Origin of the sequence: Terrabacter ginsenosidimutans, from assembly GCF_039539425.1 — a bacterium.
Classification (GTDB): domain Bacteria; phylum Actinomycetota; class Actinomycetes; order Actinomycetales; family Dermatophilaceae; genus Terrabacter; species Terrabacter ginsenosidimutans.
In genome coordinates this window covers 459,808-480,580 of sequence record NZ_BAABDC010000003.1, presented here as the reverse complement: position 1 = coordinate 480,580, position 20,773 = coordinate 459,808, and the positions used below count along the sequence as shown (strand labels likewise).

Below are 20,773 nucleotides of genomic sequence, written 5' to 3'. Positions count from 1 at the left end.
GACTGGGGAGCTCGCCGCAGATCCCCTCCCAGTCGAGGCCGTGGTCTCAGTGACGACGGGCACCCGCGGTCAACCGCCGAAGGCCTGCATCATGCGGATAGCGCCAGGGCCGATGATGACGATGAAGAGGGCCGGCAGGATGCAGAACATGAGTGGAAAGAGGATCTTGATCGTGACTTTCTGAGCCTTTTCTTCCGCCTTCTGGCGACGCACGAGGCGCATGTTGACGGTTTGCTCCCGCAGCACTCCGGCGATGGGCAGACCGAGCCGGTCGGCCTGCACGAGCGCAGTGATGAAGTTCTTGACCTCGGGCAAGGTGACGCGGTCACCCATCGAGCTGAAGGCCTCGCCGCGGGACTTGCCGATCTGGATCTCTGAGAGCACGCGAGCGAACTCGCCGGAGATCGGCCCGTCAACGTTGCGCGCCACTTGGAGGAGTGCAGCGTCGAATCCCTGCCCCGCCTCGACGCAGACGCTGAGCATGTCAAGGGCATCAGCGAGGCTCTTGCTCGTCTCCTCTTGGCGGCGCAACGCGACGTTCTTCATGAGCAGATCCGGCAGGAAGAAGAGTGCCGCACCGCCGATCACGGCGTAGAGAAGTCCGTTCGGCAGCTGGAACTTGCCGTAGAAGGCACCGAGCACGATGCCGACCAGCAGGGCCGCCCCTTTGAGGCCGAGGATCCGCTCGACGGTCCAGCCGGCGGGGTTGCCCGCCTGGTCCAGGAGCTTGCCGTAGCGGTCGTCGGCGCCCCCGGGTGAAAGGGCGCGGGCCAGTCCCTTGGTGCGCTCGAGGATCGGTGTGAGCAGTCGGTCCTTGGCAGCCAGATCGGTCGTGACGACCTCGCGACGATCCACCTGCTGGTCGATGAGCATCAGCGACTTTGCGACGCCCCGAGGCTCACCACCACTGAAGCTCACGCTGAGGACGCCTATGAGCAGACCGACTCCGAGGAGGCCCGCTCCGATGTAGACCGGGTTGATGTTCATGTCACACCTCGATCTTGACGACTTGGCGCATCCACAGCATGCCGACGCAGAGGGAAACGAGACCGCCAACGCTCATGAAGAGACCGACCGTGGTGGTCCAGAGCAGGCTGACGTAGTCGTAGTTGACCTTCGTCATATAGACGAAGATGAAGATCGGCAGTGCGACGAGGATGTAGGCCGACAGCTTGCCTTCGGCCGAGAGCGTCGCAACCTGTCGGTGCAGCGACTCGCGCTCGCGCAGGGTGCCGGCGGTCGTGCGCAAGGTGTCAGCGAGGTTGCCGCCGACCTCCCGCTGGATGCGGATGGCCATGACGGCCCAGTGCATGGACTTGCTCTCCATGCGGACCGCGACGCGCTCGAGCGCATCGGAGATGTCGGTGCCGATCCGGGTCTCTGCCAGGGCGCGGCTGAACTCCTTGCCGGCGGGCTCGGCCGCATCACGCGCAACGGCGTCGAGGGACTGGGGCAGACCGAAACCGCTCCGGAGGCTGGTCGAGATGAGGAGGAGGATCTGCGGCAGCTGCGCCTCGAATTTTCGGGCCCGGCGTGAAGCCGCGAAACGGAGACCCAAGGGCATGAGGAGCAGTCCGAGAACCGCACCGATGATGAGCCCGACGTACTTGGCCTCGCCGGCCAGCACGAGACCGACCGCCGCTCCGACGATGACTGCGATGACACGCAGCACGAGCCATTCACCCGCACGGAAGGGAAGGTCAGCCCGTTCGATGAGGGCCAGCGTCTTGCTCGTCGACTTGCGGTCCTTCATCACGCGATCGCCCATGTCGAGCAGTTGGGCGGTGATGGTGCTCTGCGCTGCCTTCATTTCCTGTCGGGACAGTGCGACGGTGTCCCCGACGACGTAGGCGTCGATGGCGGCCACACGCCGCTCGCGCTTGGTCTGGAGCGTCGGCATGAGTGAGGTGGACAGCACGACGAAGAGTGCGAGCCCGAGCAGGCCGGCAGCGATGTAGGGCGTCCGGTTGGTGACCGCGACGGAACCGAGGCCGATGCCGGCGGCCTGGGCTGGCGGCGCGCCCACCGGCGGCACGGACGGGCTCGACGAGGGAGTCGGAGCAGCCGCTGGTGCCGTGAAGGTGATCTGGCGGCTGAAGCCGAAGCCCGTGCTGCCGGCCATTCCGGTCACGTCGTAGGTGTGCGCCCCTGAGAGGGACTTGGGTATCGCCGTCGAGAACTGCACCTGGCGGCTCAGGGCCTGGGCCGAGGCCTGGAAGGCGGCGGAGACTCCGGCTGAGTTGTCGGCAGAGACCACACTTCCGCCATTGACGCCGGCAAAGGCTTGCAAGGCGCTCGTGGCGTCGGGGTCGTTCGTCTTGAACCGCACGACGTCGACCCGGATGCCACCCCCCTTGATCTTCGCGACCGCGTCTTTGAGCGCCTGGGCCTTGTTGGCAGCCATGGTGTCGGCGCCGTCGCTGAGCAGCACGATGCTGCGGTCGCCCGACCCGGCGAGCGCAGCAGCGGCACTCTGCATGCCGGCATAGAGGCTTGTGTCACCACGTGAGTCGAGGCCGTTGATGACGCGCTGGGCGGCGGACCGGTCGAGCGTCGGCGCGAGGTCGACACCGGCCGTGTTGGCGAAGGAGGCCACGCCGACCTTGACGTCGACGGGGACCGTCTTGAGGTAGGTGGCAGAGGCCTTGCGCACCGTCGCCATGCCCTGCGCGCCCATCGACCCGCTCGTGTCGATGACGAGCATGGCCTTCCGGTCGAGCTTGGCGGCCTGCTTGACGGTGGTGGGGAACTCCTCCCCGTCGATCTTCACCTTGAGAGATGCCGGGTCGACCTGCATGTCGACCTTGCTGCGCAGGGTGATGACCCCGGTGAGGGTCGAGGTCGAGGCCGTCGCGGTTGCCTTGACACCACTGAGCCCGACCGAGACGTCGGCCGCCTGCGCCGTGACCGCGGGTACCAGGACGAGACCGGCTGCGAGCGCGGTGAGTCCGGTGGCGAGGCGACGGGTGAGGCTCACTGCGCCGCCCTGGAGAAGAGCGACACGGGCAGCTCGACACCCACGTCGGCCAGGTCGGCCGTGAACTTCGGACGGATGCCGGTGGGCATGAGGGTGCCGATGAAGCGCCCGTTCTCGTCGCGGCCCGCCTGGTAGTTGAAGGTGAAGATGTCCTGGAGGGTGATGACGTCGGACTCCATGCCGACGACCTCGGAGATTGCGACGATTCGACGCGAGCCGTCCTTGAGGCGTGACTGCTGGACGATGAGGTCGACTGCGCCCGCCACCTGCTCGCGGATGGCTCGCACGGGAAGCTCGATGCCCGCCATGAGCACCATCGTCTCCAAGCGGGCGAGACTGTCGCGCGGCGTGTTGGCGTGGACGGTGGTGATCGAGCCGTCGTGACCGGTATTCATGGCCTGCAGCATGTCGAGCGCTGCGCCGTCACGGATCTCACCGACGATGATGCGGTCGGGACGCATACGCAGACAGTTCTTGACCAGCTCACGGATGGAGACGAGACCGCGGCCCTCGATGTTGGCCGGGCGCGCCTCGAGTCGGAGCACGTGCTGCTGCTGGAGCTGCAGCTCGGCGGCATCCTCGATGGTGACGATGCGCTCGTCGTGCGGCAGGAAGGAGCTGATGACGTTGAGCGTCGTCGTCTTCCCCGAGCCGGTGCCACCGCTGATGATGATGTTGCGACGGCCCTTGACGCAGGCGTCGAGGAAGTCGCGGACCTTCTCCGTCATCGTGCCGAACGAGATGAGGTCCCGGTCGGTGAACGGGTCGGCCGAGAACTTACGGATCGTGAGCATCGAGCCGTCGAGCGCGATAGGCGGCACGACCGCGTTGACACGGGATCCGTCGGGGAGGCGCGCGTCGACCATCGGGCTGGACTCGTCGACACGTCGACCGACGCGGCCGACGATCTTGTCGATGGTGCGACGCAGATGCGTCTCGTCGGAGAATCGTGCATCGACGGGATAGATCTTGCCCGCGCGCTCGATGTAGATGTCCTCGGAACCGTTGACCATGATCTCGGAGACCTCTGCGTCGCGCAGGTAGGGCTCCAACGGTCCGTGGCCGAGGATGTCGTCCGAGACGTCCTGAGCAATTCGTGTGCGGTCGGAGTGTGACAGAGGTGTCTGCTCGGAGTCGATGACCTCCTGCAGCGTGGCGCGCACCTGTGCCGCGAGCTCGCCCTCGCTGAGGTTCGGGTCGTAGAGACGAGGCCCGAGCGACGCGACGAGCGCCTGGTGGACGCGCTCCTTCACGCCGGCGAAAGGGTCGACTCCGCGACGGCGGACCGGCGCCGCACCGTTCACGATGCGGATCTGGCCACCGTTCGGTGGCGCAGGCTCGTTGACCTGAGTGGACTGGCGGGCGCGCTCGAGGCGGTCGGCGAGGTTGCTCATCGCTTCCCACCGAACAGGCTGAAGCTGCGCTTCGCGCCGTTCTGCAGGTCCTCACCGAACCGGCGCCGGATCTCCTGGTCCGCGAGGTCGCGGATGGCGAGCGAGACCGGGTTGCGCGGGTCATCGAGCACGAGTGCCACACCGCGGTTGACCGAGGCCGGCACCGTCAGGCTGTTCGGCACGTTTGCCGAGATGGGCGCCTTGAGTGCCGCCTCGACGTCATCGGGCTTGAGCCCGACCTTCGCGTCGGAGCGGTTGAGCACGATGGTCCGCGCCTCCTTCGAGGCGCCGAGCGTGTCGAGCGTGTTGATGGCGATGCGGAGGTTCTTGACCGCAGGAATGTCTAGCGTCGCGATGAGGACCGTCAGATCACTGACGTCAAATGCCGCGAGCACGTGCTCGGTGAAGGACGGCGGGGTGTCGACGAGGACGTAGTCGTACTGACCTCGGGCCACGCGCAGCAGCTCGATGATCACGTGCGACGGAACTCGGTCGGCGTCAGCCGGGTCGGCAGGCGCCGCAATGACATCCAACCCACTCTCCTCGTGACGCGTCACGACCGACTGCACACCTTGGTCGTCGAGGTGCCCGCTCATCGCGACCACGTCGCGCACCGAGCCATGCGGGTGGAGCTGCAGGCTGATGGCAACATCCCCGAACATGAGGTCGAGGTCGACGAGCAGCGTCTTCGCCCCGGTCGAGGCGAGGTAGACAGCGAGGTTGGTCGACATGGTCGTCTTGCCGACGCCGCCCTTGGCGCTGAAGACCGTGATGATCTTGCCGTCTCGACCGCCCACGTTGGTGCCGTGGCCGCTCAACTGCTGCGTGAGCGCGACCGACCGTCGGACCGCGTCGGCCAGTGCCGTCTGATCGTCCGCCTGCACGACCTCTCGGACACCGCTACGCAGCGCCTGCGCAAGGGCAGTCACGTCGAGCCGGTGCCGCAGCAGGATGACGCCGAGCTCCGGACGATCCACGCGCTCACGCTCGGCGAGCTCGCAGGCGGAGTCGAGGTCGATGTCGGGGCCGATGACGACGAGCTGCTGGTTGCGGTCCTCCTCCAGCGCACGGCTCACACGCGGAGCCGAGTTGAGCAGGATCGCGTCACCCCCAAGGGCCAAGCGGTAGGTGTCGAATGCAGCAGGGTCGAAGTCCCAGAGAATAGTCATCAGCCACCCACCGCATTCCGTGTGTTGAGGTCGCTCACCTCGAGCGACGGGTCCAGCTTCACGTCGGAGCCGCGCAGAGCCGCGTACAAGGTGCGGTTGTTCACCCCGTGGACGAGGACCGGCGCCTCGGTCGGCTTGACCGCCACGGTCACGAGAAAGTCACCACTCGCACCCTGGGCCGTCGTGGTGTCACCCTCGGCCGCGGGCTTGGCCGCCGCGCCCGCCAGGGGAGCGTCGCCCATACCGATGACGAGGACGTCGCCGAGCAGAAGGCTTGTGCCGTGGATGTCGTTCTCGTTGAGGATCTTGGCCTCTGGAGTGTCTCGAAGGTCCTTGATCTTGTACGACTGGTAGATGGCGATGTGCGAGCCGGGGGTCACGAACTTGCCCACGCGCGCAGGGTCCGACAGCGCCACCGAGATGGCCAGCATGCCGGTCGGCACCTCGATCGCCTTCGTGCCCGCTGGAGTGGTGCCGAAGCGAGCCGACAGAAGGTACTCGCCGGCAGCGATGTCCGTCGTGGCCAGCAACGCGTTGTTGTCGGCGTTGATCTCCTCGAGCGCCCCGACAGGAACGGCCTTGGAGCTGACTGCGGTCTGAGCGATGAGCCCGGTGCGCTGCGCATCCTTGAGGGTCGTGCCCGCCGGAACCGGCTGCTGCGCCACCCATACGGCGGCGGGCGCCTCGGCCGCGATCGCGCGGGCATCGGCGTTACGCGCGTACATGATGACGAGCGCACCGCCACCCAGGGCAAGCGCCAGGGCCACGATGATGGCGAGGATTCGACGGTTCATGCGGAGCTACCCCCAGAGAAGAAGAACATTAAGTAAGCGGTCACCCGGCTGGAGCGACGACGTACGCACCAAAGTTGCTGCCGGGTGTAGGTGGGACGATGGTTCCACCCGCGCTCAGGGTGCCGGTCGTATACCAGCCCGACAGGCACCGGACACCACCAGTGCAGGGCACGCTGCCGCTGCGAAGGCTTGCCGCCTCCTGAGAACCACCGATCTTGTAACCGGTGAGATAGAACTTCGCCCAGCCCTTGACGTGGTAGTACGAGTTAGCACCACCAGCGCCGGCGCCCGTGCAGTCGGAGTACCCCGTGATCGGCCCTGTAGGCATTGTCGAGGTCTTCACCAGGCAGTCGAAGATCGGCAGCTCGATAACGGTGCCGCGAAGCGCGGCAAGGATGCTGTAGCAAGACGTGTCGGGCGGAGAGCTACCAGTGTCGATCTGCGCCCAGTCATTGATGCTGACCGTTGCGCCGCATCCGCTCGTGGGATGCACGTAGCCGAAGCCTCCGGCCGTGTCCTTGCCGTTGATGGCGCATGGAACAGTGGTCGTGCTCTTCAGCAGGATCGTGATCTCGGCAGACAGGGCCGGCCAGGCCGTTTGTCCGGGAGTCGATCCGTATCCGGGCGCGGGAGACCCCGGCGGTAGCTGGTAGACGGTGCCGCTGCTGGTGTTGCGGATCCATTCGCACTCGGACACGACGATCGGGACCTTCGCCGTGTACTGGCCAGGCGTTCCCCAAGCTGCCCGGGCGCACCCTCGCACCGTCGTGTCGGGTGAGCCACCCGCGAGGGCCTGCGAGAAGAACTTGGGCAGGATGTTCGGATTCGATCCGGCTGTCTTCGTCTTCGCGTATGTCTCGACGTAGGGGATGGTTGCCCCAGTGCCGCGCAGCAGCGCTGGGAGAGGCGGACACTTGGCCAGCTCCGTCACGGACGCGTCCGCACTCGCCGAAAGGCACGTGGCGATAACCGTGCTGCCAGTGAGTCTCCCGCAGACCCCATTGGTCATTCCGGCGGAGGTGCCAGACATTTGAGACAGGCCGTCCACACTGTTCCCCGCGAGCAGCGTGCTGAAGACGGCCGCAGTGCCGGCCTCCGAGGGATTGCAGTACGCAGCTGCCGTGGCGCACCTCTGGGCGAATGCCATGGCGGTGGCGTCGGCGCTGTTCTGGATCTGTCGACGTTCGTACATGATGCTTCCGACATCGACCGAGAGCGCAAGCATGCCAATGATGACGCCGCCAGCGAAGAGCGCGGTGAACAACGTAGCCGCGGCCCCGCGGTCTCGGCGCCGGCGAGCCTGGCGCAGAATCATCCTCCGCATCGCATGACTCCTGTCGAACCAACCCCGCTGAAACCCCAGCTGCCGCCAACCATGCGAATGGCCGGACCCATCACCGTCCACGAGAAGGGGGCCTGGACCCGAACTGACGCGTATGCCGTCGACCCTGCGGTGCAGGTGGCAAGCGCCGAAACCGAGACCGACGGCACTCCGCCCGCCGCGGCCGTGGCTCGTGCGGTGATCGATGGCCCAGGATCAGGCGTCGGGCCCGGCATGACGACCGCCATCCGCACGCCCTCGCGGGCGGCGTTGGTGACTTGGATCTTCATGAAGAAGAACCTGCCGAAGTCGACGATCCCCGCAATAACAAGGAAGAGCACAGGGAGGATGATCGCGAACTCGACGGCGGATGCGCCGCGCTCACTTCTGGCCATGCCAGATCGCCTCCCCAAAGTGGTGTGTGCAGTCGGCGCCCCCCGGCACAGACCTCGAGCAGATCAGACCCGGATCTAGGCTCCGCCGCGGTTCCCGCCGCGTTCGCGCTGATCACGTTCTGGGGCAGTCACATCGACTGCCATGCGCTGGTCGTCGAGAACTGGTTGACGACCTGGGCACCGAGCGCCCTGGGGCGTTGGTGCTGAACGGGGCCGGCCTGTTTGGCACGAAACAAGTTTCGTGGCGAGGCCGGCCGGCCGAAGACCTTGCAGTGGCTCACATCTAGTCGTGAGCCGGACGCGGGCGCGAAGCTGTTCCCCCAACTTCGCGCCCGCACTGGGTGCTCAGACCGACGTCGCGACGTTGTCGAACGTCGTGCTCAGGTTCTGGCCGAGCAGCGTGACGGCGGCGATGATCACGACGGCGATCAGGGCAACCATGAGGCCGTACTCGACGGCGGTGGCACCGCGCTCCTTGTTGAGAAGCGTCTGGAGCTTGGCAGCAATCTTGGTCATGGTGAAGCGTTCCTCCCAGTGATGCAGGGCCACCCGATGTGCCCCCCGCTGAAGGGAAGATTAGGTGGCGCGCCACGCCGTGTCTCGAAAATGCTTGAACTTCACAAGACCTTGCCAATCTGCTCGTTTCGGGCGTCATCGAATGGGAGGCTCTAGATCGTCGAAACGAGTCCTGCGAAAGGCACACCCGCGCAGGCGTGAGCACACCGGAGCGTCATGGAGAGCACCCTGGACAGCGCTGGGAAGCTGTCCGTGTCCACCCGACCTGGCCCGACACTTGTGGTGCTAACGCTGGGCATCGTGGCCATGGTTGCGTGTGGCATCTCCGTCGTCGGGTCCGACGCGCTGTGGCTCCCGGCCATGGGCGACAGGATTCTCGAGAGTGGCTCGATACCCGAGGGAATCCCTTTCGCCGCAACGTATTCCGCGGACTGGGTCAACACCACGGTGCTCGGCCAGTTACTGTTCACCGCGGCGCACTCCATTGGCAGTCTCGGCGTGATCGTTGCCCACACCATCGCCGTGCTGGTCACCTTGACGGCGCTTGCCGTCGAGGCAACAAGGCGGGGAGCGACCCCTCAGCGCACGTCGGTGATGATGTGTGTGGTCGCTGTTGGAGCCGCTGCCCCTTTGCTCATCGCGAGAGCGCAACTGCTGTCGCTCGTGCCCTTCGTGTCACTGCTCGCGCTTCTGCGCCGAGAACAGGAGCGGCCGTCGCCGGCCATCTGGTGGGTCGTGCCGCTGCTTGCGCTTTGGGGCAACCTCCATGGCGCCGTCCTCGTCGGAGTGGCCGTCACAGGTTGCTACCTGCTCTTCTCCCGCCTCCGGATCACACCGGTCACGGCCATCACCGTCGGGCTCGCCTCGCTCCTGGCGACGTGCCTCAATCCTGGGCTGCTCTCGGCCCCTCGCTACTACCTCGGCGTGTTCAGTGGCGAAGCAACCACAGATGAGTCAGGCATGTGGGGTCCGCTCAGCCTGACAAACCCCTTCGACGTCCTCCTGGTGCTCGCGGCCCTCATCCTCTGCGCATCCGCCCTCCGCGGTCGGCGCACCTTGTGGGAATTGGCAGCCGGGGCCGGGCTCTTGGCAGGAACCGTGCTTGCCGCCCGTAACGGCATTTGGCTCATGCTTTTCCTCGCGGTACCGGCTGCGACCCGGGTTGCTCGCACCAAGGGCCATACGCTTCCCGCGAGTCGGTCGTCGCAAGCCTTTGCCGCCACCCTGGCTCTCGCGTTTCTCGTGGGTGCATCTGGCGCCCTCGCCCTGCGAGCGGCTGACTTCCGGGCGGCGGATGCCGAGTCGGCGCGTATCGTCGCAGCGGCCTCAGGGCACGTCGTCCTCGCCGCTGAGCCACTGTCGGAGTCCTTGGCGGCCGCCGGCGCGACCGTCTGGGCAAGCAACCCACTGGACGCCTTCGCCCCACCAGATCAGGCGGCATATCTCGCCTTCCTCCGCGGCGACGCCGCCGGAGCTCGAGGCGCACTCGAGAGCGCAGAAGTCGTCGTGGCCGTTCCCGGCTCAGCGCAGGCCCGGCTGGCCTTAGAGAGCGGCTACTCGCAGAGCGGTCTGGTCGGTTCTTACATGCTGTTCCGTCGGGTCTGAGAATCCTCACCCGCTTCGTCAGCCCGGCGCCGACCCCAGCCCTCCCGCGAAACCGGGCGCTCCTCCCCCCACCGAGTGGTGCGCTGTTCCTACTACCGGCGGCGGACCCAGCTCGACGGGCGCGAAGGCCCGAAGTGTCGATGCACGGGCCGGCCCGCCTCCCCGCAGAACACGCTCCACCGGGCGCTCAAGATTCGCGTAGAGAAGCCAGGCCACCAGGACTACCGCGACAACCACGGCGATGCAGGCCAGGCCAGCCAAGACCAGGTCCCGAGACCCGAGCCACGGCGCTCCGAGAGCCAAGATCGCAGGGTGCGCCATATAGACGCAGAACGACCACTGGCCCAATCTGACAGGCAGATGGTGACGCAGGATCGAACGGCCTCCCTCATTGTCCACGCGGGCGGACGAGGTGATCAGGAGTACGCAACTGGGCACCATGGCGAGGGTGATGGCCCATCGGTCCTCGAGTCGATATCCGATGACCACGGGGAGGATCAGAAGCGACAGGTAGGAGGTCGCGACGAACGCCGCTGCCCAAGGCACTCGCGTACGGGGCGACCACCCACGGATCATCGCCGCGGCAGCCAACGACCCACAGACGAACTCGATCATGCGGAAGACCGGTAGGTGGAAGATCAGCAATCCGAGCGCCGGATCTCGTATCTCAAGGAGCAGGCCGATGGCCATTCCAAGGACCAAGACGGCCGCGCCGGCGAGGAGGGATCTCCGCACTCGGAGGACACCCCGAACCAACAAAGGGAAGGTCGCGTAGAAGAAGAGCTCACATGAGAGCGACCACGACACCGCCGAGAAAGAACGCACGACGGAGTCGTCAGGCGACCAGGCCTGCAGCAGCATCAGATTCGCAGGCAGGGCGCCCCAGTTCAGCTGCTCCGCAAAGACCCCCGTGCTGACCGCGACGAACAGCAGATGCACGGGGTAGACCCGCGCGAAGCGCCGCCGGTAGAACGTGCGAGCCTTCGTCTCTGGGGACCACGCCCAGGTCAGCACGAACCCGCTGAGCACGAAGAAGAAGGTGACGCCGACATAGCCGATCGAAGCCAGCTGCGAGACGACGGTGAGCGTGGGCGCGTAGATGACCAGGTGGTGCACCAGCACCAAGGCCGCAGCCACGAAGCGCAGACTCGTCAGCGACGGGAGGTGAGCACTGCGTGAGCGCGACCCGGCTTCGGCAGACGACGCACGCGGTGCAGTCGTCGCACCAGACCGTGGGTCAGTGGCGCGCACGGTGCGCGCGTCTGAACGGGGACCACACCCTCGCTCCATGGCGCGCACCGGACGCAACCGACCTGGCGGCCTCTTCCTCGCGGAGCTGCTGCAGCAGCGTCTTCGGCTGCGGTGGCGGCCAGTCCTGGGCGCGCGGGTCCTTGGCGTCCATGTAGTACTCGGTCCACCCGTAGTCATCGCGGTAGCGCAAGGCGCCGTCGCCGACGTAGTACCAACCTGCTGGCTTGTCGTTCATCGTCAAACCCCCAAATCCATCACCCGTTCGGGAGCCCCCCTCCCGAGGCACAATCTACGGCCGCTAACTGGTCCGAATCCACCGATGTCTAATTAGTCCGATTTGCCCGCCGCACAAGGGACTACGTCCCGTCACAGCGCATGTCAGTGCACCGGGTCGGAGGTTGTCTGTCGAGCTGCCCATCAATCCACGCGGGCATCGGCGGTCGGCGAAGCCGGCTCGCTAGACTCGTGGCGGCTCACGGCGACGACGCGAGTGGCCATGGTGTGCCGGGAAGTCTGGTCGGCGACCCATGACCCATCCCCCGAAGGGACCTCACGTGAGCGAGCCGAACCACAGCGCGACCCCCTCAACTCAGCCTGGGACCAGCACCTCCAACCGGCTGCTGGGTCGAGGCACTTGGCGCGAAGCCCGCTACGTTGCCGACCTCCTTCGAGCCGAGACCATCGGCGGTGCGATCCTCCTCGCCGCCGCGGTGGCCGCCCTCGTCTGGGCCAACTCGCCGTGGCGCGACGGCTACACCGCGCTCCGCGACACCGTGATCGGTCCCCACTCCTTGCACCTCGATCTTTCACTCGGCACCTGGGCGGCAGACGGACTGCTTGCAGTCTTCTTCCTCGTCGCCGGCATCGAGCTCAAGCGCGAGTTCGTCGCGGGAGACCTCTCCGACCGGCGCAAGGCGGCGCTCCCCATCGCCGCGGCCGTCTGCGGCGTCGCCCTCCCTGCGATCCTGTTCGTTGTCACAGCCATGCTGATGAGCCGAGGTGACAGCGCGAGCGAAGTGGGCGGCATACTCCGCGGCTGGGCCATTCCGACCGCGACCGACATCGCCTTCGCGCTGGCGGTGCTGGCTGTCATCGGCACGCACTTGCCGAGCGCACTCCGGTCGTTCCTGCTGACCCTCGCTGTCGTCGACGACCTCATCGCGATCACGATCATCGCCGTCTTCTACACAGACACCGTCAACCTTCTCTGGCTGCTTGCAGCCGTCGTCCCTCTCGCGGCGTGGCGCCTGCTGCTCAAGCGCAAGATCACCAACCCCATGCTCCTTGCGGTACCCGCGCTGCTTGCCTGGACCTTCGTTCACTCGAGCGGCGTCCACGCGACGGTCGCCGGCGTCCTGCTGGGACTGCTGGTGCCCGTCAACCGCGAAGCCGAGGACGACCCCGACAGGCACTCCCTGGCGGAGCGCCTCGAGCACAAGATCCGGCCCTTCTCCGCAGGCGTCGCTGTTCCCGTCTTCGCGTTCTTCGCGGCCGGGGTGACAGTCGTCGGCGGTGGCTTCGGCGCGGCCCTGCGTGACCCCGCCGCGATCGGTGTCGTCGTTGGTCTCGTCGTGGGCAAGACTGTCGGCGTCCTTGGCGGCACGTGGGCGGTCGCTCGCTTCACGAGGGCGGAGCTGGACGAGGACCTCGCCTGGACCGACGTCCTTGGGCTGTCGGTCCTGGCGGGAGTGGGTTTCACCGTGAGCCTCCTCGTGGGCGAACTCGCCTTCGGCACCGGCTCGGCGCGCGACGACAATGTCAAGCTCGCGGTCCTGTGCGGCAGCCTCATCGCGGCCTTGCTGGCGACCCTCGTGCTGCGGATGCGGAATCGCCACTACCGACTCGTCGAAGCGCGGGAGACCGCCGATCGGGACCACGACGGGGTCCCTGACGTCTACGAGACCGAGGGACGACTCGATCCAGCGTGATGGTGCCTGCCCTGCACGTTCGGGTAGGGACTGCGCAGTAGGGTTGCACCTGGTAGGCGCGACCGCGTAGTCACCAACGAGCACCGAGGAAGTGAGCCGATGAGCACGGATCCCCGGCAGGAGCGGACACTGGGCCAGCTGGTCGCGTCCGCGACCCAGGACCTCTCGACGCTGGTTCGCAGCGAGATCGCCCTGGCCAAGGCTGAGGTCTCGGTGCAGGTCAAGAAGGCCGGCGTCGGCGGAGGTCTGCTGGCCGGAGCGGCCGTCATCGTCTTCTACTCCGTCTACTTCCTCTTCACGACGATCGCCGAAGGCCTCCAGGCCCTGGGTCTGGCGCGCTGGCTCAGCTTCCTCATCGTCTTCGTCTTCATGCTGCTCGTCGCGGCCGTCCTCGGACTGCTCGGCGTGAGGAAGATGAAGACGGTCAACCCGACCCCCGAGAAGACGATCACCGAGGCGCAGACGACGGTGGCTGCGCTGAAGTCGGCGACCGAGCACCCGGGCACCACGGTCCCGGCGCCGCGTCCCGAGTGGGACCGCAAGGACCTCCCGGCGGCGACTTCTGTCAGCACGCCGGACCCGTCTCGCGACGCCTGACCCGACACCCCTCATCGCATCCATGTCCGTCGACGCTGCGTTCGTCAACATCGACGGGCCGTGGGAGCACCGCTTCGTCTCCGCCAACGGCGCCCGCTTCCACGTCGCCGAGATGGGCGACGGCCCGCTGGTGCTCATGCTCCATGGCTTCCCGCAGTTCTGGTACGCGTGGCGCCACCAGATGGTCGCGCTCGCCGACGCCGGCTACCGCGTCGCTGCGATGGACCTGCGGGGCTACGGCGGGTCCGACAAGCCGCCGCGCGGCTACGACACGTACATGGCGACCCTCGACACGGCGAGCGTGATCCGCGCCCTGGGCGAGAAGGACGCCGTCGTCATGGGCCAGGGCCTCGGCGGCTGGATCGCCTGGTGCATGCCGACGCTGCGCCCGGACGTCACTCGCGCCATCGCGTCGCTGTCGATGCCACACCCGCGAATCATGCGCCACGCGACGTGGAGCAACCCGAAGCAGCGTCGCGCCTCGGCCTGGATCGCCGGCCTGCAGAAGCCATTCGGCCCCGAGCGAGAGATGGCCAGGTCGCACGACTACGTCGAAGGCCTTCTTCGCTCCTGGGCCTCGCCGTTCGGGACCTTCCCAACGGCCGAGGACGTCTCGCGCTACGGCGACGGCATGATGATCCCCTTCGTAGCGCACTCCGCTGCCGAGCACTACCGCTGGCTCGGCCGCTCCTCGGTGCGTCCCGACGGCCCGCTGTTCATGCGACGGATCCGCCACGCCGTCCGGGTCCCTGTCCTCCAGCTCCAGGGCAGCGACGACGGCTGCGTCATCCCGGCCGTGACCCACGGCTCCGGTGCCTTCGTCCCCGGCGACTACTGCCAGGTCAAGGTCCCCGGCGCCGGCCATTTCCTCACCGAGGAGGCACCGGTCCAGGTGAACGCCGTCCTGCTCAAGTGGCTCGGATCGCTTGCCTGATATGGATCTCGAGCTTCCTGACGCCGGCGGAGTCACGTGGTCGGTCTGCGTCCGCGACGGAGCTGGTATGCCGTTGGCGTCCGTCGGCCCAGACCTTGCGTTGCGCACGGCATCGGTCGGCAAGGTGCTGCTCCTCGTGGAGACGGCCCGGCTCATCGCCGCGGGCGAGGTGTCGCCTGACGAGCCGCTGACCCGCTCCGTCGATCTCTGGGTCGGCGACTCCGGACTCTGGCACACGCTCTCGGTCGAGACACTCCCCCTCATCGACGTCGCAGCCCTGGTCGGCGCTGTCTCCGACAACCTCGCGACCAACGTCCTGCTTCGCAGGGTGGGTCTGGCCGAGGTCGCCGCCAGAGCCACGGCCCTCGGCCTGCGCGCCACTGCGCTGCACGACCGGGTCCGCGACGTCCGTGGCACCGATCACCCTCCGACCCTTTCCACCGGGACGGCCAGCGAGCTGAGCCAGCTCATGAGCCTCCTCGCCAGCGATGCCGCCGTAGGGCCCGACGCGGATCGACTTGTGCGACAGTGGCTCTCGGCCAACGTCGACCAGTCGATGGTCGGGTCGGCCCTCGTTGAGCAGGGCGGCCTCGACCCCATCGCACACCACTCATCACTCGACCTGCCGACAAGGTTCTGGAACAAGACCGGGACCGATGCCGGCGTGCGCGCCGACGTCGGAGCCGTGTCCGTCGGCGAGCACACGGTCTCGTGGGCAGCCATCGCCAACTGGGACCCGTCCCCCGGCACGACCCTCGACCACCTGACCGTCTGGGCGGTCCTTCGCGGCATGCGCCACATCGGCGAGCAGGTGCTCGGAGTTCTTTGACGCGATCCTGGTCAGGGGCTGGGCAGGTCGACCCCAGCATTGATGGCTGTGTCAACCGGCGTGATCGACATGGATTGCACGGAAGCGAGAGCGGAGCGGTTCATGAAACGAGCCCAGTCGCCAGTGCCTCCCACAGAGACGATGTCCAGCGACGAGAGGCCGCTCGGTGCGCTCACTGACATGGAGATGTCACGACGGGTCCGCGGTGGGACCACGACCGATGGCGATTTGCACCCTAGCCCGTCGAGGTGCAGCTCAGCGCTTCCCTCCGCGGCACCCAGAACGCTGATCTTCACCTGCAGCTGAACAGGAGCGCCCGTCATGTTCGACAGTGCGATCGATGGGCCGGGCCCCAACGGATAGCGGCGACCACCCACCTCGTCAACGGCATACGCACCTTTCAAGGTCGCCAGAACGGGATGAAGCGCTGCCGCTGAGCGCGCGCGGATGCCTGCGCTCCCAACTCCTGACTCGAGCCGGCCGCGTACCTCCTTCAGGCTGTACGCCACATATCTCTTGTCCGAAGACGTCGCGACTGCTGGACCGAGCAGCCGCGGCAACTCTGTCGCCAGAAGCGGTGAACGCTGACCGAGGCTGGACTCAACCACCACTCCGCAGTAGTTCAGAGCTGCGATGTCGTTTAGCAGGCGCGGCGGATCGTTGGTCGCCAGACCGAGTTGCCAGTCGGCCGGGGCGGTCCCCTTGATGGCACCGAAACTCCAGTGCAAGTCGTCCGATGCCAGCCCCAGTGACATGAGGTCTGACCAGAGCGCGTCGTTGACTTCCGGAAACCCGACGACGGGAAGTACGAAGATCGTGCATCCCGGACCAAGTGCTTGTTGGACGTGGTCATCGAACGCGGCGAGGGTGGCAAGTTGTGCTCGGTTGGCTCCGTAGTCCGGGGCTCGGCCCGGGTTTGTCTGGTCGAGAACGCCAAGCAGCACGAGAACAGCGGATACGGCGTAGACCTGTTGACGACCGCCTGCCCTGCGCCCCAGTTGGGACACAAACCATCCCGCAGCAAGCAGACCGAAGAGACCAATGAAGAGGAACAGCCGTGACCACGTCCGGATCTGAGGGGTGAGCAAGAAGGCGGTCAAAGCACCTAGACCACCGCGAGTGAAAAAGGCGATCGCGAGCAACGAGGCGACGGCAAGCACAGCGATCAGGGGGTTGACGGCCGCCAGACGGCCTCGCAGAAGCGCTGAACCAACAACGACCAGCATCCCGATGAGCCCGAGGACTGCCACGCCGCCGATGGCCGACACCTCTCCGGTCGTACCCGTCAGCGCGTCGTAGGCCTGAGATCGCTGGCCGAAAGCCGCGACGCGGTAACCCGGCCAGGGCATGACGAGGTCAAAGATCTGGCCCGCCCATCGATCGGAGTCAACGAAGCTGCGGCCAAAGGGCATCCCGCCAGTCAGTACGTCACGATCGGCTCGTCGGCGCGCAACCGCGAGGCTGACGAGCGTCGGCACCACCATCACCAGCAAGGGAATCGAGAGCAACCGCAACTCACGGAAGTCGGGCCTGCGGATCTGCCGCAAGACTGCGATCGGCACGGCGATCACGAGAGTGAAGGCGACGTAATAGACGTCACCTAGACCAATGGCGATGAGCATGAGGACCTGCGCGACGTGCGCCAGACGTCGGCGGCTCCTGCCGGTGGCGTCGGTCGCAAGAACCGACCTACCGCGCGCCGTCTCGATAATCACCCACGCAGCGAACGGAACCGCCCAGTAGGCAGCGAGAAAGAGGTGAGGAAACCGCTCCTGATGGCCGGGGATCAGGGAGAACAGGACACCCGCCATGACAGCTGGTGCGCGGGCCACCTCGTACTTGCGACACAGCCAGTACATCGTCAGGGCGGAGAGCGGGAAAGTCAGGAAGAAGTAGACGGCCATGACGGTGAAGGGGTCATGCGAGAAGGTCCCCAGCGCGGTGAGGATCCAGACGTGCAGATCGTTTCCCGTTGAAGACCAACCAGTGTTCAACGCGAACGGCGCACCGAAAAGGGGGGTGTCGGCGTACGGCCCGTAGTCGAGGTATCCCCTGATCAGGGTGGCCATCCACGGCGCATCACCAGTCAGTCCCAGGGGGGTGCCCGGCCTCCAGTCCCAGACCTTCAGAGCCTGAGCCATGCCCAGCAGGCTGAGAATGACCGTCGCCACCGGCCCGGCCACGCGCTCCCACCAGCCGCGGCCCATCGGCACCTTACGCGTCGGCACGGGGCGCAGAGCCGCCTCGTCTCTCTGCGAGACCGTTGAAGGTGCTCTCCCTGAAGTCACTGACGCAGGCTAACGGCGCCGGTCGCATTTGTCGGCGAAGTGCGCCGTACGCGAGCAGTCGTCAGAGTTCTGGCGGGTCGCACCCTTTTACCGTTTATAGAACCGGTTGGACCAATCGGCAGACCCGCAGCACACCGCGAACTTAAACTCCGGGTCATGTGCCAGATGGGGACGGCCGCTCGCAGAGGAACGGGTCGTGGGGTGACCGCGTCGGGAAGTGTCCCGACGTTCCTCGGCTGGGCCCTCGGCGTCGCCGTCACCGCAGCCATCCTCGGCACGCCCTATCTATTCTTCGCCTACCACAGCCCTGATCTGCACCTCGTGCTCGACTCCCTCGACACGGGCGTCGCGCTCCTGGTCGCCTACCTCCTCCTCGGCCGCTACTCGCGCTCCGGCCGTCTCCAGGACCTGCTCCTGGCCGACGGGCTGCTGCTCCTCGGACTGGCAGGCATCGGCCTGACGCTCGTGCTGCGGCTGGTCGGCCTCGACGATGACCGCGGCGGCGTGTGGCTCCCCGTCGCGGTGCGGGTGGTCGGAGCGGCGCTCGTCCTGGCCGCCTCAATGACGAGTGCTCGACGACCTGCCGCGCGCTGGAATCGCCCGTTGAAGGTCCTTCCGTGGGTCACGGTCGCTGTCGGGCTCGTGGTCACCTGGGCACTGCGAGACTCGCTGCCGCTCGCCCTGGCGCTGACACCCCCGGCATCGGCCCAGCGTCCCGTCATCGCGGGGCACGCGGGACTGCTCGCCGCCCACGCCATCACTGCCTTGTGCTTTGCAGCAGCGTCCGTGACCTTCGCTGCGACGGCGCGGCCCCGCGCCGGAGGGCGCGACGAGTTGATCCGCCTGCTCGGTCCCGCCTTCGCGCTTGCTGCCTTTGCGCGCGTGAACTATCTGCTCTTCCCCTCTCTCTACTCCGACTGGCTCTACACCGGAGACCTCCTGCGCACCACGTCGTATGCCGTCCTGCTCGTCGGCGCCGCCCGCGAGATCCGCCACTTCTGGTCGATGCAGGCGCAAGCGGCGGTCCTAGAGGACCGGCGGCGTCTCGCGCGAGAGCTGCACGACGGCGTCGTTCAGGAGCTGGGGTACATCCGGATGGAGACCTCGACGCTGGCCGGCGAGCCCGAGGGTCGCGCGCGCATCCTGGCGGCATGCGACCGAGCCCTAGACGAGGCACGCGCCGCGGTCGATGCGCTCGGACGCAGCAGCGACGAACCACTCGGCTTCGTCCTGCACCGCGCCGCCCGCCAGGTGGCGGACCGCTACGACGCCAGCCTCGAGGTCGAGCTGGACGACTCCATCCACGCCGACGCCGACCAGCGCCACGCCCTCATCCGGATCACTCGCGAGGCCGTGTCCAACGCGATCCGCCATGGCCGCTCCGGCCGGGTGCGGCTATGCCTCGACCGCCACGACCAGAGAAGGCGACTCCGGGTCCAGGACGAGGGTGAGGGCTTCGACCCCGTCTCGGTCCGGCGGCACGCCGGAGGCTACGGGCTGACGAGCATGGAAGAGCGCGCCTCTTCCGTGCGAGGCGCCTTTACCGTCGACTCCACCCCCGGACAGGGCACCACCGTGGCGGTGACGTGGTGAGCCTGCGCATCGTTCTCGCCGATGACCACGCGCGCATGCGAGGTCGCATCCGCGAGGCCCTCGAGGCCAGTGACTGTGAGGTCTGTGGCGAAGGCGCCACCGCCGATGATGCCGTGCGACTCGTGGTCGAGCACCGCCCCGACGTGGCGTTGCTCGACATCCACATGCCCGGCAACGGCATACAGGCTGCCCGCGACATCGTCCGCAGCGCGCCCGACGTCGCCGTCGTCATGCTCACCCAGTCGGCGGAGGACGACGACCTCTTCGACTCGTTGCGCGCTGGGGCGTCCGGCTACCTGCTGAAGGACACCGACCCGGCGACCCTGGCCGACAAGCTCCACGGCGTCCTCGAGGGCGAAGCCGCCATGCCTCCGCGACTCGTGGCCCGGATCATGGACGAGTTCCGCGCCCCGGCCAAGCGACGCTTCGCCCGCCGCGGTACGGCAGCCGCCAAGCTGAGCGCGCGCGAGTGGGAGGTCATGGAGATGCTCGGTCAGGGCCTCTCCACCGATGAGGTGTCCAAGCGGCTCTTCCTGTCGGCCACGACCGTTCGCGTGCACGTGTCGTCGGTCCTCAAGAAGCTGCGCGTCAAGGACCGCGAGAGCGCCTTCAGACTCCTGCGCGGCGAGTGAGGCCCATCCCCTCGTCGACGAGCTGGGTCAGCGCATCGATGAGCGCGTCCGCCTCGTGCAGCGTGTACTCCTCCGCGCCGACCAGGACGTAGGGCCCGTCCGTCTCGTGGGTCGCCGGGTCGATCGTCGTGCACAGCCGCAGCGACGTTCCCCTCACGAGCAGCTCCCCGCTGACGTGGATCGCGTCGTCCTCACCTTGGCGTATGCCGTGTCGCTGCACGCACCAGGTCGGGCAGTGAGCGGGTCGCGGCTTCGCCAGCTGCGTGGAGGTCATGTCCAAAACGATAGGAACGGCAGACGCAAAAAGCCGCCGTTCTTCGTTCAACCTCCTAAACACCGACGGCCAGGACCGGGTCATGTCCGTTCAAATCTGTAAACGAAAACCGAGGACGAAGCGACGCGTGGCGCCTGCGCCTGTGCCAAACACACGCAAACGCGATGATCCATCGGTTCAGACGGCGACGTCGGCGCCCGAAAGATCCTTGATGTCCGTCTGCATATCGGGCTATTGACGTGTAAATAGGACATATGTGTCAGGAAGTGCGGCTCG

General features: G+C 66.9%; 19 protein-coding genes. 7 read left to right on the top strand and 12 right to left on the bottom strand.

All coding sequences use genetic code 11. The features are described 5' to 3' along the window. Positions 1-69: 69 nt before the first annotated feature. The 8 genes from ABD831_RS12535 to ABD831_RS12500 all read right to left on the bottom strand — a co-directional run bounded on the left by ABD831_RS12535 (position 70) and on the right by ABD831_RS12500 (position 8,566). Positions 70-873, bottom strand: a complete 804-nt coding sequence (locus tag ABD831_RS12535; RefSeq protein ID WP_344946725.1) for a type II secretion system F family protein — start codon at positions 871-873, stop codon at positions 70-72. A 115-nt stretch (positions 874-988) separates the two neighbouring features. Further along, positions 989-2,977 carry a type II secretion system F family protein gene (locus ABD831_RS12530; protein WP_344946722.1) on the bottom strand — a complete coding sequence of 663 codons (1,989 nt, stop codon included), beginning with the start codon at positions 2,975-2,977 and terminating at the stop codon, positions 989-991. After that, positions 2,974-4,371, bottom strand: coding sequence for a TadA family conjugal transfer-associated ATPase (locus tag ABD831_RS12525; RefSeq protein ID WP_344946719.1), 1,398 nt, complete (start codon positions 4,369-4,371; stop codon positions 2,974-2,976). Before ABD831_RS12525 ends, ABD831_RS12530 begins: the two co-directional genes overlap by 4 nt. Then, positions 4,368-5,540 carry a CpaE/TadZ family protein gene (locus ABD831_RS12520; RefSeq protein ID WP_344946716.1) on the bottom strand — a complete coding sequence of 391 codons (1,173 nt, stop codon included), beginning with the start codon at positions 5,538-5,540 and terminating at the stop codon, positions 4,368-4,370. Before ABD831_RS12520 ends, ABD831_RS12525 begins: the two co-directional genes overlap by 4 nt. Next, positions 5,540-6,334 carry a Flp pilus assembly protein CpaB gene (gene cpaB, locus ABD831_RS12515; RefSeq protein ID WP_344946713.1) on the bottom strand — a complete coding sequence of 265 codons (795 nt, stop codon included), beginning with the start codon at positions 6,332-6,334 and terminating at the stop codon, positions 5,540-5,542. Before cpaB ends, ABD831_RS12520 begins: the two co-directional genes overlap by 1 nt. Positions 6,335-6,374: 40 nt before the next feature. Next, positions 6,375-7,649 carry a pilus assembly protein TadG-related protein gene (locus tag ABD831_RS12510; protein WP_344946710.1) on the bottom strand — a complete coding sequence of 425 codons (1,275 nt, stop codon included), beginning with the start codon at positions 7,647-7,649 and terminating at the stop codon, positions 6,375-6,377. Then, positions 7,646-8,050: a TadE/TadG family type IV pilus assembly protein gene (locus ABD831_RS12505; protein ID WP_344946707.1), complete on the bottom strand. Its 405-nt coding sequence runs from the start codon at positions 8,048-8,050 to the stop codon at positions 7,646-7,648. Before ABD831_RS12505 ends, ABD831_RS12510 begins: the two co-directional genes overlap by 4 nt. Before the next feature lie 345 nt (positions 8,051-8,395). Continuing rightward, positions 8,396-8,566, bottom strand: a complete 171-nt coding sequence (locus tag ABD831_RS12500) for a Flp family type IVb pilin (RefSeq protein ID WP_344946704.1) — start codon at positions 8,564-8,566, stop codon at positions 8,396-8,398. Between the two features lie 216 nt (positions 8,567-8,782). Here ABD831_RS12500 and ABD831_RS12495 point away from each other — a divergent pair, with 216 nt between their 5' ends. Then, complete coding sequence (locus tag ABD831_RS12495) at positions 8,783-10,171, top strand: hypothetical protein (protein WP_344946701.1); 1,389 nt, start codon at positions 8,783-8,785, stop codon at positions 10,169-10,171. An 18-nt stretch (positions 10,172-10,189) separates the two neighbouring features. On the opposite strand, the gene ABD831_RS12490 is transcribed toward ABD831_RS12495, so the two are convergent. Next, positions 10,190-11,461, bottom strand: a complete 1,272-nt coding sequence (locus tag ABD831_RS12490) for an acyltransferase family protein (RefSeq protein ID WP_344946927.1) — start codon at positions 11,459-11,461, stop codon at positions 10,190-10,192. Next, positions 11,409-11,657 carry a hypothetical protein gene (locus ABD831_RS12485; protein ID WP_185744794.1) on the bottom strand — a complete coding sequence of 83 codons (249 nt, stop codon included), beginning with the start codon at positions 11,655-11,657 and terminating at the stop codon, positions 11,409-11,411. Before ABD831_RS12485 ends, ABD831_RS12490 begins: the two co-directional genes overlap by 53 nt. A 292-nt stretch (positions 11,658-11,949) precedes the next feature. On the opposite strand from ABD831_RS12485, the gene nhaA reads away from it, so the two are divergent. The 4 genes from nhaA to ABD831_RS12465 all read left to right on the top strand — a co-directional run bounded on the left by nhaA (position 11,950) and on the right by ABD831_RS12465 (position 15,710). Next, entirely contained in the window at positions 11,950-13,350 is a 1,401-nt protein-coding gene (gene nhaA, locus ABD831_RS12480) for a Na+/H+ antiporter NhaA (RefSeq protein WP_425582815.1), read from the top strand. 99 nt (positions 13,351-13,449) lie between these two features. Further along, positions 13,450-13,947 carry a phage holin family protein gene (locus ABD831_RS12475; protein ID WP_142179169.1) on the top strand — a complete coding sequence of 166 codons (498 nt, stop codon included), beginning with the start codon at positions 13,450-13,452 and terminating at the stop codon, positions 13,945-13,947. A 22-nt stretch (positions 13,948-13,969) separates the two neighbouring features. Beyond that, positions 13,970-14,881, top strand: coding sequence for an alpha/beta fold hydrolase (locus ABD831_RS12470; RefSeq protein ID WP_344946693.1), 912 nt, complete (start codon positions 13,970-13,972; stop codon positions 14,879-14,881). 1 nt (position 14,882) lies between these two features. Then, positions 14,883-15,710 carry a serine hydrolase gene (locus ABD831_RS12465; protein WP_344946690.1) on the top strand — a complete coding sequence of 276 codons (828 nt, stop codon included), beginning with the start codon at positions 14,883-14,885 and terminating at the stop codon, positions 15,708-15,710. Between the two features lie 11 nt (positions 15,711-15,721). Here ABD831_RS12465 and ABD831_RS12460 read toward each other — a convergent pair whose 3' ends face one another. Further along, positions 15,722-17,938, bottom strand: coding sequence for a glycosyltransferase family protein (locus ABD831_RS12460; RefSeq protein WP_344946687.1), 2,217 nt, complete (start codon positions 17,936-17,938; stop codon positions 15,722-15,724). Between the two features lie 261 nt (positions 17,939-18,199). Here ABD831_RS12460 and ABD831_RS12455 point away from each other — a divergent pair, with 261 nt between their 5' ends. After that, positions 18,200-19,591 carry a sensor histidine kinase gene (locus ABD831_RS12455; RefSeq protein WP_344946683.1) on the top strand — a complete coding sequence of 464 codons (1,392 nt, stop codon included), beginning with the start codon at positions 18,200-18,202 and terminating at the stop codon, positions 19,589-19,591. Next, the gene (locus tag ABD831_RS12450; protein WP_344946680.1) at positions 19,588-20,223 is read left to right on the top strand and encodes a response regulator; all 636 of its coding nucleotides are present in this window, start codon (positions 19,588-19,590) and stop codon (positions 20,221-20,223) included. Before ABD831_RS12455 ends, ABD831_RS12450 begins: the two co-directional genes overlap by 4 nt. Here the strand turns inward: ABD831_RS12450 and ABD831_RS12445 are convergent. Further along, positions 20,201-20,497, bottom strand: coding sequence for a DUF6907 domain-containing protein (locus tag ABD831_RS12445; RefSeq protein WP_344946677.1), 297 nt, complete (start codon positions 20,495-20,497; stop codon positions 20,201-20,203). The genes ABD831_RS12450 and ABD831_RS12445 overlap by 23 nt on opposite strands. Between the last annotated feature and the right edge of the window lie 276 nt (positions 20,498-20,773).